General features: G+C 64.5%; 15 protein-coding genes. 6 read left to right on the plus strand and 9 right to left on the minus strand.

The window, feature by feature from the left end; all coding sequences use genetic code 11:
• Position 1: 1 nt before the first annotated feature.
• The 5 genes from NKJ20_RS11955 to NKJ20_RS11975 all read right to left on the minus strand — a co-directional run bounded on the left by NKJ20_RS11955 (position 2) and on the right by NKJ20_RS11975 (position 4,295).
• A complete protein-coding gene (locus NKJ20_RS11955) occupies positions 2–1,789 on the minus strand; it encodes a bifunctional alpha/beta hydrolase/class I SAM-dependent methyltransferase (RefSeq protein WP_352744202.1) in 1,788 nt (595 codons plus the stop codon).
• A gap of 26 nt (positions 1,790–1,815) precedes the next feature.
• The gene (locus tag NKJ20_RS11960) at positions 1,816–2,418 is read right to left on the minus strand and encodes a CDP-alcohol phosphatidyltransferase family protein (RefSeq protein WP_352744205.1); all 603 of its coding nucleotides are present in this window, start codon (positions 2,416–2,418) and stop codon (positions 1,816–1,818) included.
• Between the two features lie 105 nt (positions 2,419–2,523).
• A complete protein-coding gene (locus tag NKJ20_RS11965) occupies positions 2,524–3,204 on the minus strand; it encodes a hypothetical protein (protein ID WP_352744207.1) in 681 nt (226 codons plus the stop codon).
• 63 nt (positions 3,205–3,267) lie between these two features.
• A complete protein-coding gene (locus NKJ20_RS11970; protein ID WP_352685157.1) occupies positions 3,268–3,789 on the minus strand; it encodes an Hsp20/alpha crystallin family protein in 522 nt (173 codons plus the stop codon).
• Between the two features lie 29 nt (positions 3,790–3,818).
• Positions 3,819–4,295: an Hsp20 family protein gene (locus NKJ20_RS11975; RefSeq protein ID WP_352744210.1), complete on the minus strand. Its 477-nt coding sequence runs from the start codon at positions 4,293–4,295 to the stop codon at positions 3,819–3,821.
• A 344-nt stretch (positions 4,296–4,639) separates the two neighbouring features.
• Here NKJ20_RS11975 and NKJ20_RS11980 point away from each other — a divergent pair, with 344 nt between their 5' ends.
• Together NKJ20_RS11980 and NKJ20_RS11985 are read left to right on the plus strand one after the other, a co-directional pair.
• Positions 4,640–4,852 carry a hypothetical protein gene (locus NKJ20_RS11980; RefSeq protein WP_245274651.1) on the plus strand — a complete coding sequence of 71 codons (213 nt, stop codon included), beginning with the start codon at positions 4,640–4,642 and terminating at the stop codon, positions 4,850–4,852.
• Positions 4,853–4,989: 137 nt separating this feature from the next.
• On the plus strand, positions 4,990–5,259 hold the full coding sequence (locus NKJ20_RS11985) for a DUF982 domain-containing protein (protein ID WP_352744213.1): 270 nt from the start codon (positions 4,990–4,992) through the stop codon (positions 5,257–5,259).
• A 108-nt stretch (positions 5,260–5,367) separates the two neighbouring features.
• On the opposite strand, the gene NKJ20_RS11990 is transcribed toward NKJ20_RS11985, so the two are convergent.
• Positions 5,368–5,637 (minus strand): usg protein, encoded by a 270-nt coding sequence (locus NKJ20_RS11990; RefSeq protein WP_023675672.1) that lies wholly within the window; start codon positions 5,635–5,637, stop codon positions 5,368–5,370.
• A gap of 338 nt (positions 5,638–5,975) precedes the next feature.
• Between NKJ20_RS11990 and NKJ20_RS11995 the strand changes: the two genes are divergently transcribed.
• From NKJ20_RS11995 to NKJ20_RS12010, 4 genes are all read left to right on the plus strand, one after another.
• Positions 5,976–6,290 (plus strand): co-chaperone GroES, encoded by a 315-nt coding sequence (locus NKJ20_RS11995; protein WP_352453513.1) that lies wholly within the window; start codon positions 5,976–5,978, stop codon positions 6,288–6,290.
• Positions 6,291–6,348: 58 nt separating this feature from the next.
• Positions 6,349–7,980: a chaperonin GroEL gene (gene groL / locus NKJ20_RS12000; RefSeq protein WP_352706431.1), complete on the plus strand. Its 1,632-nt coding sequence runs from the start codon at positions 6,349–6,351 to the stop codon at positions 7,978–7,980.
• A 103-nt stretch (positions 7,981–8,083) separates the two neighbouring features.
• Positions 8,084–8,299 (plus strand): hypothetical protein, encoded by a 216-nt coding sequence (locus NKJ20_RS12005; RefSeq protein ID WP_352453516.1) that lies wholly within the window; start codon positions 8,084–8,086, stop codon positions 8,297–8,299.
• 291 nt (positions 8,300–8,590) lie between these two features.
• Positions 8,591–8,923 carry a DUF982 domain-containing protein gene (locus NKJ20_RS12010; protein ID WP_352744216.1) on the plus strand — a complete coding sequence of 111 codons (333 nt, stop codon included), beginning with the start codon at positions 8,591–8,593 and terminating at the stop codon, positions 8,921–8,923.
• A gap of 171 nt (positions 8,924–9,094) precedes the next feature.
• Here the strand turns inward: NKJ20_RS12010 and NKJ20_RS12015 are convergent, their stop codons facing one another.
• Genes NKJ20_RS12015 through NKJ20_RS12025 form a run of 3 tightly spaced genes read right to left on the minus strand, consistent with a single transcriptional unit; the run spans position 9,095 to position 12,220 of the window.
• Positions 9,095–9,586, minus strand: coding sequence for a GNAT family N-acetyltransferase (locus tag NKJ20_RS12015; protein ID WP_352744219.1), 492 nt, complete (start codon positions 9,584–9,586; stop codon positions 9,095–9,097).
• Positions 9,587–9,632: 46 nt separating this feature from the next.
• Positions 9,633–10,649 carry an ABC transporter permease gene (locus tag NKJ20_RS12020; RefSeq protein ID WP_352453856.1) on the minus strand — a complete coding sequence of 339 codons (1,017 nt, stop codon included), beginning with the start codon at positions 10,647–10,649 and terminating at the stop codon, positions 9,633–9,635.
• Positions 10,646–12,220 (minus strand): sugar ABC transporter ATP-binding protein, encoded by a 1,575-nt coding sequence (locus NKJ20_RS12025; RefSeq protein WP_352744222.1) that lies wholly within the window; start codon positions 12,218–12,220, stop codon positions 10,646–10,648. Before NKJ20_RS12025 ends, NKJ20_RS12020 begins: the two co-directional genes overlap by 4 nt.
• Positions 12,221–12,450: the final 230 nt, after the last annotated feature.

Here is a 12,450-nt window from a genome sequence, read left to right on the forward strand (position 1 = left end):
CTCAGACGCGCCGCGCGACCGAAACGGTGAAGATGCCCCACTGGTCGATGCGCTGGTCGAGTTTCTCGAAACCGGCGGCCGCCACCAGTTGGTCCATCTCGGCCTGCGTGCGGCGGCGCATCACCCAGGCCTGGCCGCCGCGGTGCGAGGTCAGGCTGCGCGCGATCATCTCGAGCTGCGGATGCCAAGGCTGGTTGGTGTAGACGAGCAGGCTTCCGGGCTGCATGGCGCTGGCCAGTCCACCGAGCGAGCGGGCGATCATGGCATTGTCGGAAAACAATTCGTAGAGCCCCGAGACGATGGCGAGATCCGGCGCCGGGTCGAGCCCGGCCAGCATCGTGGCGTCGAAGGCGTCACCTTGATGGAACGAGACGGTCGCCGGCAGCTTGCGCTCGGCGATCAGCTTGCGGCCGAGCGAGACGTTCAGCTCGGAGAAATCCTGCAGCCGCACGCTTGCCGGCGGCGCGGCGCCTTTCCGCACGGCATCGAGCACATAGCGGCCATGGCCGGCGGCGATATCGACGATATGGACCGGCCGGCCGGCGGCCTTGAGCGAGGCGGCGGCGCTGCCGATCAGCTCTTCCAGATGCAGCTTGCGCTGGCGGATGCCGCGCCAGCCGATGGCATCGAGAAAGGTGCGGTCGATCATGCGGCCGATGGGGCTGATGCCGCGCGCCTCGTTCTCATAGACATAGTCGAGCGTCGAGCCGGAATCGAAGCCGGTGGCAATCCCCGTCTTCATGCCGGACGACAGCCAGGCGCCCATGCGGATCGAAGCGCGACTGATTGTCCAGTAGAGCCCCCTGGGAGACAGCAGCGGCAGCGGCGAGGCCAGCCGGTCGGCCTCGTCGCGCGTGTAGCCGGCACGGTCGGCCCAGGTCAGGTCGACCGGCTCTTCCGGCGCCGCGAACTGCTTTTCGAGGAAAGGCCTGATCAGGTCGAGTGCCTTGTGGCGGTCGCGCTCGCCCAGCGTGTCGTGGGAGAAGCCGGGCAGCACGTGCCGCTCCTTGGCCGGGCTCGCCAGATTGACGAAGAATTCGTGCTGCGGTCCATGCCGCACCACCCAGTCGCTGCCGGAGATCAGAAGCTGTGTCGGCACGGTGATGGCGCGGGCGTCGGCGACGATGCGCGCGGCATGGTCGTAGAGCTCGACCAGGATGTTGGAGGCGATCGGCCGGGTGATCAGCGGGTCGGCGTCGAAGGAGGCGATGCGCTCGGGGTCATGCGTCAGGAATTTCGCCTTGACGTAGGAATTGACGAAGAAGCGGCCCTTCAGCTTCTGCCACAACGCAATGCCTTGCTTGGCGAAGGGCACGTAGAGCTTGACCGAGAAGGCCGGCGAGGCCAGCACCAGGGCGCGAATGTCGGGCGCATAGTCATGCACCCAGGCGGCGGCAAGCACGGCGCCGAAGGATTGCGCGATCAGCGCGATGTCGCGCCGGGCAAAGCCGTCGCTGCCGATCTCGCGCACAAAACAATCGATGTCGCGCACCAGCGCGGCAAACGACCGCGCATAGCCGCGTTCGCCGGCGGAGCGGCCATTGCCGCGCGCGTCCCACGCATAGAAGGCGTGGTCGGGCATCTGGAGCTCGTCGACCAGATGCGCCATGCGGCCGCCATGCTCGTGGCCGCGATGGAACAGCAGGATGGCGCCCTTGCGGTTTTCCGACAGCGCCGGCCAATAGCGATAGAAGATCTCGGTGCCGTCATGGCTCTTGAAGCTGCGCTCCTGCGCAACCCGCTCGATATTGGCTGAAGCCACTGCGGCAACCGTCTGTTGGTGAAGCATGTTGTTCTCCCTGGCGAGACCGGAATTCAGCTGCCGCTCCCGTTAAGGCCGCTGCGTATCCGGTTGATGGCGGTCGCCAGCGAGAGTGTAGCCATGGCCGGAAACACGAGCGGCGTGAGCGCCGGGACCCACAGGCCGGACGCGATAAGCACGGCGAGGATGCCGAGCGCCAGCGCCCGGTCGCTTTTGCCGGACGGGCCGGCATAGTTGCGCCCGGTTCCGGCGGCGATGCCAAGCACGCCGGCGAATTCCGCGATCATAGCCGCCATAGCGAATGCGACGACGCCCCAGACAGGAAAAATGACGGCAAAGGCCAGGATCAAAGCGAGATCGGAGACAACATCGCAGAGCTCGTTGAGATACATGCCGAGCTTCGAGGCCTGGCCATGTTCCCTTGCGAGCATGCCGTCGATGGCGTTCAGCGCCATTCGCGTAAACAGCACGAGCGGCATCAGCAGAAAGACCGCGCGGTGGCCGGCAAGGGCTGCCACCGCAAGGCCGGTGGCGAGCGAGAGGGCAGCGGCAAGCAACGTGATCTGGTTGGCGGTGACGCCGGCTCTGGCCAGGCCGTCGGCAAGCGGCCGCAGCCTGGCCTGGAAGGCCGGTTTCAGCGCATAAAGCGTCGGCATGTGCGAACCCCCCGGCCGCGGTGCAAATGATGTTGGCGAGGATGGTCAATTGGCGCGCAAGGCGCAAGGGCGGCGCCCATCACTTTCCGCAAACTTGCCGGACGGCTATGTCCTCGCTTTGACCGTGTCGCCCGGGAACAGGGCGGGCAAGCTTTCTTCGGCCGCCGCCCAGGCGCGACTATGGTAACGCCGCAGGATGAGAATGCATGTCGCGAAGACCGCCAGCCCGCAAATCACGCCGGGCGACATGCCTCCGCCGAAAGCGGACTTAACAACGATGCCGGTGAAGACGCCGGCGATGGCGCCATTGATCGTGCCCACCATCCCCGCGGTGGTCATGAAATATTGCAGCGGCGAGGGTCTGAGGCCCTTGTCGACCAGCACCGCCGAGGGGTCGTCATGCGTGGAATTGACAAGGTATTTTTGCAGAACGGGCGCCAGCTCGACGAAATAGTGGCGGATCCGGGCCATGCCGCGGGCATGCACCATGTCCTCGATGGCAACCTGTACAGCGCGAACGAAGGTGACCAGGCCGATGAAGAAAAGGCAAGGCAGCAAGATCAGGCTGAACAACACGAACGGCCTGCCCATCTCCGTGACCTGCGCGACGAAGGACAAGGCAATCGTTGCGCTCGAGACCGAGGTCAGGAACAGATCGGCTCGCTGATTCGCTTCCTGAATGGTCGCGGCGCGAGCGTTTTGCAGCACGAAATGCTCGGTCGTCAGGCACTGCAGGGCCTGCTGCGCCTGGTCAGGCGGAACCGGAGCGTCGGGAGAACGGGTCATCGACATTTGCCCGCTTCTGCCCGCCGGAACCGGTAGGCAGAAGGGGCGTCGTCCTACGAGCCGTCAGGACTTGCCGTCGCCGCCGGTGATGGCGATACGCTTGGCCTTTGCCTGGGCGCGCTCCGTCTTGGGCAGCGTCACGCTGAGCACACCGTTCCGGAACGCGGCGTTCACCTTGTCTTCGTCGACTTCGTAGCCGAGCGGGATACGCCGCTCGAAACGGCCATAGAAGCGTTCGGAGAACTGCCTGTCCTTGTCCTCGGTCTCTTCGCGCTTCTCGCCGCGCAGCGTCAGCACGCCGTCATCGAGCAGCAGCTCGACGTCCTTCGCGTCCATGCCGGGGATCTCGGCGGTGACGCGGATCTCCTTTTCGCCATCGGCGATGTCGATACTGGGCCAGCTGACGCGGGCAGCGGAGAAGCCACCGAGCGACGGCAGCCTCGTGTCGAAGCCGCGGAACGCCTCGTCGAACAGGCGGTTCATTTCGCGATGCAGCGTCAGGAAGGGATCGCGATCGGCGTCACGGAACAGGCTGGGGGTCTGATTGTTCTCCCGGCCCCAGGGAATGAGATCACGAATAGCCATTGCATAGTCTCCTTTCTCGACTGGTGCATTCAGGCAGCCTGCTTGTTTGCTTCGCCCTGCGCGACCTTCGGCCCGGTCTTCGGCGAGGCGACATCGGTCGCGATGGCGATGCGCCGAGGCTTCATCTCCTCGGGCACCTCACGTACCAGATCGATGCTGAGCAGGCCGTTGTCGAGCGAGGCGCCTGCGACCTTGACGTGATCGGCAAGCTCGAAACGGCGGGTAAAGGGCCGTGTTGCGAGGCCATGATGCAGATACTCTGCGTTGTCCGGCTCCTTGTGCTGGCCGGAGACAATCAGGAGGTTGGGTTCATGGGTGATTTCGAGGTCGTCCTCGGAAAACCCGGCTACGGCGATAGTGACGCGGTAGTTGTTCTCGCCGCTGCGCGCGATGTCATAGGGCGGCCAGGTGTCGAAGGCCTGCGGCGCATTTTCCAGCAGGTTGAAGACGCGGTCGAAGCCGATGCTCGACCGATAGAGCGGGGAAAAGTCGAATGCGGTTCTCATAGCTACATCCTCCATCGAGCAACATAGATACGAGGGACGCCAAAGAGCTGGCGCTCCCTGGTTCCGCCGGCCCCATTTCGGCGACCGGTGCCTTCGATTTGGTTATTGTCCGCCGCAAGTCAAGACCCGGTGGCTCTCGCGTTGCCGGTTTTTCGGGCCGGTTTTCGGTCGGTTCGGCGAGGCTGCCAATCTCGCCACAAGTGGGGAGATGTCCGGCAGGAGATTGCCTGTTGGTTTCAATTGCCAACGCTGACTTCCCCGGCCGGTTATTGTCTGCAGCAGGTCAAGACCCAGATTTCTTGTGTTGCCGGGCCCGTTCCCGGCACTCGCAGATGGAGCTGACCATGACACGCGACGAGATCATTTCTGTGCTGGGCCCGGTCGACGAAGCCGTGATCGCCGACATTGCGGCGACGGACGGGACGGTCCAGGAATTGCGCGAGGCCCTGGCGTGGATCGCCGCCGACGAGGCGTTGGTGAACGAGGGCCGACCGCTGCCGACGGCAAGAGTAGCGACGCTGATCGAACTGCTGCAAGGGCCGGACGAGGAGGAATAACCGGCTGTCGCCGCGATGCTCTTGAACCGCGCAGAGAGACGAACCATGTCCTTCAGCGGCGCCGGCCGGCCGCCGGTGCCGCCAGCATAACGTTGCTTGCTCAAACAAGAAGACGATCAGAAAACAAGGAGGAGGTGATGGACGACGTCCGCTTTGCCGAGCCGATCACGTTGAAATTCCAATCCAGCGAGCGCAAGGTCGCCAGCAGTTGGGAAGCCATCGAATGCATGCGCCAGCAGTGGCCGGACCGTGCACGCGGCCGGAGTTGGCGCGCCGCCTATCGGACCTGCCGCGACGCGCTCGACGGTTGGCGTACCGCGCGTGATGCGCGCAAGGCCTTCGTCCGGGCGGCGCGCAAGGGCGGATTGCTCGCATCGGCCCGCAAGCCTGTCGACCGCGCCGGCTAGTCCGGACCCCCTCCGATATTGTGAGATCCAAAACAAGTGGGAGAGGCAGCTGCCTTTCCCCCGCTTCGGAGACTTTGTCCGCTGTCTAGCGGCAGATCGGCTTGCTCCTCAGTGGACGGTGATAATGCCGTTTACGGCCCGCCATTCGGAGGGCTGGATCAGGTGATGATGAGCCACGCGCACCGAATGCAGCGGGCCTTCGATCTCGCGCTCCCAGAAATCGAGGAAATGCTTCAGCGTCGGGAAATCGGGGGCAATATCGTATTCCTGCCAGATGTAGAGCTGCAGAAGGCTTCGATGATCGGGCAGGCGGTAGTGGATCTCCGCCGTGGTGAGGCCAAACCCTTGCATCTGGAGCTGAAAGTCCCTGCTGATCATGCAATCCTTCCTTTCCCAATGAACCTCCGTCTGCAAAACGCCTCGCCTTCCACATAGGTTCCAGCCGCCGCACGCGGCTCAGGAGACGGGCAGATTTGGAAATCCGGCCGGGTCATCGCGCCGGAAACGGCGAATGTGCGAACAATTACAGCGTATTGGCACTCTCAGGTGTCGAGTGCTAAAATTTTTGCGTGATCCTCTTGAAAGCTGAAAAAAGCGCGACTAGTTCGTATGCGCGCGATGCCTGAATGAAGGGGTCGCGACCCCGTGCCGGGCCGATATTGCCGGTCCGGTCAGGAGGATGTTCGAAAATCTGTTTGTCGCGAGAGGAGAACGACATGGCGTTTCGTCCATTGCATGACCGCATCCTGGTCCGCCGCATCGAGGTCGACGAAAAGACAGCGGGCGGCATCATCATCCCCGATACCGCCAAGGAGAAGCCGCAGGAGGGCGAGGTCATCGCCGCCGGCCCCGGCGCGCGCGACGACAGCGGCCAGTTGCGGCCGCTCGACGTCAAGGTCGGCGACCGCATTTTGTTCGGCAAATGGTCCGGCACCGAGATCAAACTCAATGGCGAGGATCTGCTCATCATGAAAGAGAGCGACGTGCTGGGCGTGATCGAAGCCACGGGCGAAATGAAGAAGGCTGCCTGAGCGGGGCCTGAACAAGCATTCCAGTCGACGAAAAGCTGCCTATCGAAGGAGTGTTCCAATGGCTGCCAAAGATGTGAAATTTCATACCGAAGCCCGCGAGAAGATGTTGCGCGGCGTCGACATCCTCGCCAATGCGGTGAAGGTGACGCTCGGTCCCAAGGGCCGCAACGTTGTCTTGGACAAATCGTTCGGCGCGCCGCGCATCACCAAGGACGGCGTGACGGTGGCGAAAGAGATCGAGCTTGAGGACAAGTTCGAGAACATGGGCGCGCAGATGGTGCGCGAGGTCGCCTCGAAGACCAGCGATACCGCCGGCGACGGCACCACGACCGCGACGATTCTGGCGCAGTCGATCGTCCAGGAAGGCGCCAAGGCGGTTGCTGCCGGCATGAACCCGATGGACCTGAAGCGCGGCATCGACAAGGCGGTCGAAGCAATCATCGCCGAACTGAAGGCCAATGCCCGCAAGGTGACCAGGAACGACGAAATCGCTCAGGTCGGCGCCATCTCTGCCAATGGCGATGCCGAGATCGGCCGCTTCCTCGCAGAGGCGATGGAAAAGGTCGGCAATGAGGGCGTCATCACTGTCGAGGAAGCCAAGACCGCCGAGACCGAGTTGGAAGTGGTCGAAGGCATGCAGTTCGACCGCGGCTATCTCTCGCCATATTTCATCACCAACCAGGATAAGATGCGCGTCGAGCTCGAAGAACCCTATGTGCTGATCCACGAGAAGAAGCTGTCCAACCTGCAGGCCATGCTTCCCGTGCTCGAAGCCGCCGTGCAATCCGGCAAGCCGCTACTGATCATCGCCGAGGACGTCGAAGGCGAGGCGCTGGCGACGCTTGTCGTCAACAAGCTGCGCGGCGGCCTGAAGGTTGCAGCCGTCAAGGCGCCGGGCTTTGGTGACCGCCGCAAGGCCATGCTCGAAGACATCGCCATCCTGACCGGCGGCACGGCGATCTCGGAAGACCTCGGCATCAAGCTCGAGAACGTCACGCTGGAGATGCTCGGCCGCGCCAAGAAGGTGCTGATCGAGAAGGAGAACACCACCATCGTCGACGGTGCCGGCCGCAAGGATGAAATCCAGGCGCGCATCAGCCAGATCAAGGCCCAGATCGAGGAAACCACCTCCGACTACGACCGCGAGAAGCTGCAGGAGCGGCTGGCCAAGCTCGCTGGCGGTGTCGCCGTCATCCGCGTCGGCGGCTTGACCGAGGTCGAGGTCAAGGAGCGCAAGGATCGCGTCGACGATGCCATGCACGCCACACGCGCGGCGGTCGAGGAGGGTATCCTGCCCGGCGGCGGCGTAGCGCTGCTCAGGGCGGCGAAGGCGCTCGACAACGTCGCCGTCGACAATCCCGACCAGAAGACCGGCATCGAGATCGTGCGTCGCGCCATCGAAGCGCCGGTGCGCCAGATCGCCGAGAACGCCGGTGCGGAAGGCTCGATCATCGTCGGCAAACTGCGCGAGACGGCCGATTTCGGCTATGGCTGGAACGCGCAGACCAACGAGTTCGGCGACCTCTACAGTCAAGGCGTCATCGACCCGGCCAAGGTCGTGCGTACTGCTCTGCAGGGCGCCGCTTCTGTCGCCGGCCTGCTGGTGACGACCGAGGCGATGGTGGCCGAGAAGCCGAAGAAGGAAACGCCCATGCCTCCGATGCCCGGCGGTGGCGGCATGGACTTCTAAGGCCAGGCTTCCAAAGCGCGACTTCGAAACGACAGATGGACAGTGTCCGCCAAGGGCGGGCACGGTCTTGCCGGTCCGGGACTAATGCTGAGCAGGTGTTGCCATGGATATGATGGACAGTTTTGGAAAGATCGCGGCGCCGACCCGCCCGAAAAACGATTTCAACTATGAAGCCGACTGCAGGGCGGCGCTGGCGCCTTTGGTCGACGGCTTGCTGGATATGGCCGAGTCGGCCGGCTGGGACCGCCGCAAGGCGGCCTACACGCTGATGTTTTTGTCGGCTCAACGCCTAGGGGCCGGCACGGAGGAGCGCAAATGATCGCGGCGCGGATGCGCGAATGCCTGCGCCTGCTGCGGTGATCGGAAACCGATTTCGCCGAGGAGGCGGGATACTCGCTCGTCAAGGCAAGGGCGTGGCTCCACGGGCGCGAACATCCGCCGCTGGGCGTGGCGGCCTGGCTCGAGGCGCTGGTCAAGATGCACCGGCTGCTGCCGCGGCCGGGCATGCAAGCCGTATTGCATTCGCCGATCGACGCCGTCCTGCAGGCGGATCGAAGCGCCCGCGGTTGAGTTCCGAAAGGAGCCGATCGAGCCAGGAAAGGAGAGTGTCATGGATCGTGCTTCGTTCGACAAGCCGGTTACCATCCTCACCGGCCTCGGTACGCCGACGAAGATAGAAAGCGCGGCTGAGGCTTATGCGCTTTTGTCTGAGTGGCCGGCAACGAGCCGGACGGCCGCGCATGACATCGCCGCCAAGGCCTGCCGGGAGGCAATGGAAGGAGAGATCGACGGCAAGACGGCGCGCGCCACCTTCGTTGCCTTCGCCCGCCGCAACGACCTGCTTGCGCCGCAGACGAACGGGATGGTTGCCGGCGAGAGCTTTGCTGGCGCGACGGTTGCCGAGTGGGCAACGCGCCCACAGCGCGTCAACGCCCCGGCCTGAGCGGTTGGAGAAGTCGCCAATCTCCCCCCTTGAGGGGGAGATGTCGCCGAAGGCGACAGAGGGGGTCGGTACGTCCTGGCGCGACGCCATGTTGGACGAAAGAGAAAGTTGGCGCCTCACGCGCGGCTACCCCCTCTGGCCTGCCGGCCATCTCCCCCTCGAGGGGGGAGATTACGCGCTCAGCCGGCGCATGATCAGCGAGGCATGGCCGCCCACCCCGTGTGCAGCCGGCCGGCGCTCGACGACCTCGAAGCCGTGCTTGCGATAGAAGGCGATTGCGCGGTCGTTGCCCTCGATCACTTCCAGGGCGATGCTGGGAATACCCGCATGCGCGGCAAGAACGGCATGCAGCAGGTCGGCGGCAAGGCCGGTGCCGTACTCGCTCTTGTCTATATGGAGCCGCTCGAGCATGACCTCGCCTGTGTCGTCCATCGCGGCCATCGCATAACCGGCGAGCGAGCCGTCAGCCCGCTCGGCGACGAAGGACATCTTGTTGTCATCCCCGAACTCGGACGCCAGCCGCTCCGGCGCATGCCTCTCATCCGACAGCCGTGCCGTGGTCTCGGCACCCAGGATCGGCGAATAGGTGTGTCGCCAGGACCCTCCAAGCAGCCGCGACACCGCCGGAACGTCCTGTTCGGTCATGGTTCTTATTTGGGGCATCGCCACCTCCCGGGCAGTTTACGGCACCGCAGCGTTCGCTCCGCCATCACCGCCTCACCCGCGATTTCAGCCAGCGGTCGAAGGCCACGGCGAGGATGAGGATCAGGCCGATGACGATGCTTTGCGTGTAGGACGAGACGTTGTTGAACTGCAGCCCGTTCTGCAAGACGCCGATCAGTCCTGCACCGACCACCGTGCCGCCGACGCTGCCGATGCCGCCGAACAGCGAGGTGCCGCCGATGACGACCGCCGAGATCACCGTCAGCTCGTAGCCGATGCCGGCGACGGCTTCGGAGGAGTTGAGCCGCGCCGACAAAACGAAGGCGGCGAGGCCGGCGAAGAAGCCGACGATGATGTAGACCGAGATCAGGATGCGGTCGACACGCAGGCCGGAGAGCCGTGCCGCCTCGGCATTGCCGCCGACGGCATAGACCGCGCGGCCGTAACGTGTGTAGCGCAGCACGATATGGCATAGGATCGCGGCAATCGCGAAGATGATCGCCGGCACCGGAACCGGGCCGATCAGGCCGGTACCGAACCAGCGCATCGAGGCGTCGAAGCCGGAGATCGGGCCGCCATTGGAAATCGTCAAGGTCAGGCCGCGAAACACGGTGAGGCCGCCGAGCGTGACGACGAAGGGCGGCACCTTCAGCCTGGTGATGGCAAAGCCCTGGACGCCGCCGGCCACGGCGCCGACGACGACGGCGGCGAGAAGGGCGGCGAACCAGCCATAGCCTTGCGTGCCCGACGTCGACAGCGACAGCGTGTTGGCGGTGCCGCCCTTGGCCACCACCGCCGCGACCATGCCGCAGAAGGCGAGCAGCGAGCCGACCGACAGGTCAATGCCGGCGGTAAGGATAACGAAGGTCATGCCGAGCGCGATCAGCCCGGTGATCGAGATCTGGCGCATGATGTTGAACAGGTTGATCGGGTCGATGAAGCTCGGCTTCAGCACGGTGAAGACGACAATCAGCAACGCCAGGAACATCAGCGGGCCGAAGCTCATCAGCAGGCGCGCAATATTGACGCCGCCGCGCTGGCTCCGTTCGGTCGTGCTGGTCATTGCGTTGCTTCCTGCTTCTGGTCGAGCGCCATCAGTTCCATCAGTTTCTCCTCGGTCGCCTCGATACCGGGCATCTCGCCGGTGATGCGCCCGCGCCGCATGGTGACGATCCTGTCCGACACCGCAAGCACTTCGGGCAGCTCGGACGAGATCATCATGATGGCGATGCCGCGCGCCGCGAGCTCCACCAGGATCTGGTGCACTTCCGCCTTGGCGCCGACATCGACGCCGCGCGTCGGTTCATCGACGATCAGCACCTTGGGGTCGCGTGCCAGCCAGCGGGCAAGGATGACCTTCTGCTGGTTGCCGCCGGACAGTCCCTCGATCGCCTGCTCGGGCGAGGCCATGCGGATCGACAGCGTCTTCCTGTAGTTCGCCAACGCCTCGCGCTCGCGCCGCTCGGCCATGAAGCCGACATTGGAGTAGCGGTCGAGCGCAGCGATCGAGAAATTGGTGAGGATGGCGAGTGCGGCGAAGATTGCCTGGTGCTTGCGGTCTTCCGGAACCAGCCCGATGCCGAGCTCGATGGCGTCGGCGGGTGAGGCGGGCGCGATCGGCTTGCCGTCGAGCATGATGGTGCCGGCTGCAATGCGGTCGGCGCCGAAGATGGCGCGGGCGAGCTCGGTGCGGCCGGAGCCGACGAGCCCGGCGACGCCGAGGATTTCGCCCGCCTTGAGGTCGAGATCGACGCCTTCGAGCACGATGGCGTGCGGCGCCTGCGGATCGCGCACCGTGCGCAGGCCGCGCACCGAGAGCCGGACGTCGCCGGCGACATCGCGCTGCGTCGGCCTGGCATAGAGCTCGGAAGCGGCGCGGCCGACCATCTTCTCGATGATCTTCGGCAGTTTGATCGGCCCGCCTTCGCGGTCGAGATGGCCGGCCAGCCTGCCGTCGCGCAGCACCGTCATGCGGTCGCAGATCGCCGAGGCCTCCTCCAGCCGGTGGGTGACGAACATGATGGCGACGCCATCCCTGCGCAGCCGGCCCATAATCGCCATCAGCTTCTGCACTTCGGTTTCAGTCAGCGCCGAGGTCGGCTCGTCCATGATGATCAAGCGGCTCTTCAGCGATAGCGCGCGGGCGATCTCGACCAGCTGCTGCTCGGCCACCGACAGCGCCGACACCGGCGTCGCCGGGTCGAGGTCGAGGCCGACGCGAGCGATGATCGCGCGCGAATCTTCCTCCATCTTCCGCCAGCTGACCAGCCCGAACCGGCCGAGCGGTGCGCGGCCGATGAAGATATTCTCCGCCACGGTCAGCGTCGGGATCAGGCTCAGTTCCTGGTAGATTGTTACGATGCCGTGGCGCTTGGCATCCTGCGGATTGTGCGGGCTGAATTCGACCCCATCGAAGACGATGCGGCCGCTGGACGGCGGCATCACGCCGGACAGGATCTTGAGCAGCGTCGATTTGCCGGCTCCGTTCTCGCCGAGCAGGCCGAGAATCTCGCCGGGGCGGACTTCGAGCGAAACGTCGTTCAGCGCCGTGACGCCGGCAAAGCGCTTGGTCACGCCCTCGACGGTGAGCAGGGCGGGAGAGGGTGAAGGCGCAGTGGCTTCAGTCGCGGGCAAAGGTTGCTCCCAATTTGCGATTGATGGCGGGACAGCGCCCCCTCTGGCCTGCCGGCCATCTCCCCCTCAAGCGGGGAGATTGCAGCTTCATTGGCTTCGCCTCTTCTGCAAGATCGAAAACTAGCGAAAGCCGACGTGACATCCAATCTCCCCCCTGTTTGGACCGGAGACATCGCGAACAGGTGTGCGAGGACATCGCGAACAGTTTCCCACCCTATCTGTTGCTTGCG

The organism is Mesorhizobium sp. M0185 (assembly GCF_040322175.1).
GTDB lineage: Bacteria > Pseudomonadota > Alphaproteobacteria > Rhizobiales > Rhizobiaceae > Mesorhizobium.

What these genes read in the sequence shown, in the direction of transcription:
- NKJ20_RS11955 (WP_352744202.1), bottom strand. Translation starts at nt 1,789, where the DNA reads ATGCTTCACCAACAGACGGTTGCCGCAGTGGCTTCAGCCAATATCGAG.
- NKJ20_RS11960 (WP_352744205.1), bottom strand. Translation starts at nt 2,418, where the DNA reads ATGCCGACGCTTTATGCGCTGAAACCGGCCTTCCAGGCCAGGCTGCGG.
- NKJ20_RS11965 (WP_352744207.1), bottom strand. Translation starts at nt 3,204, where the DNA reads ATGACCCGTTCTCCCGACGCTCCGGTTCCGCCTGACCAGGCGCAGCAG.
- NKJ20_RS11970 (WP_352685157.1), bottom strand. Translation starts at nt 3,789, where the DNA reads ATGGCTATTCGTGATCTCATTCCCTGGGGCCGGGAGAACAATCAGACC.
- NKJ20_RS11975 (WP_352744210.1), bottom strand. Translation starts at nt 4,295, where the DNA reads ATGAGAACCGCATTCGACTTTTCCCCGCTCTATCGGTCGAGCATCGGC.
- NKJ20_RS11980 (WP_245274651.1), top strand. Translation starts at nt 4,640, where the DNA reads ATGACACGCGACGAGATCATTTCTGTGCTGGGCCCGGTCGACGAAGCC.
- NKJ20_RS11985 (WP_352744213.1), top strand. Translation starts at nt 4,990, where the DNA reads ATGGACGACGTCCGCTTTGCCGAGCCGATCACGTTGAAATTCCAATCC.
- NKJ20_RS11990 (WP_023675672.1), bottom strand. Translation starts at nt 5,637, where the DNA reads ATGATCAGCAGGGACTTTCAGCTCCAGATGCAAGGGTTTGGCCTCACC.
- NKJ20_RS11995 (WP_352453513.1), top strand. Translation starts at nt 5,976, where the DNA reads ATGGCGTTTCGTCCATTGCATGACCGCATCCTGGTCCGCCGCATCGAG.
- groL (WP_352706431.1), top strand. Translation starts at nt 6,349, where the DNA reads ATGGCTGCCAAAGATGTGAAATTTCATACCGAAGCCCGCGAGAAGATG.
- NKJ20_RS12005 (WP_352453516.1), top strand. Translation starts at nt 8,084, where the DNA reads ATGGATATGATGGACAGTTTTGGAAAGATCGCGGCGCCGACCCGCCCG.
- NKJ20_RS12010 (WP_352744216.1), top strand. Translation starts at nt 8,591, where the DNA reads ATGGATCGTGCTTCGTTCGACAAGCCGGTTACCATCCTCACCGGCCTC.
- NKJ20_RS12015 (WP_352744219.1), bottom strand. Translation starts at nt 9,586, where the DNA reads ATGCCCCAAATAAGAACCATGACCGAACAGGACGTTCCGGCGGTGTCG.
- NKJ20_RS12020 (WP_352453856.1), bottom strand. Translation starts at nt 10,649, where the DNA reads ATGACCAGCACGACCGAACGGAGCCAGCGCGGCGGCGTCAATATTGCG.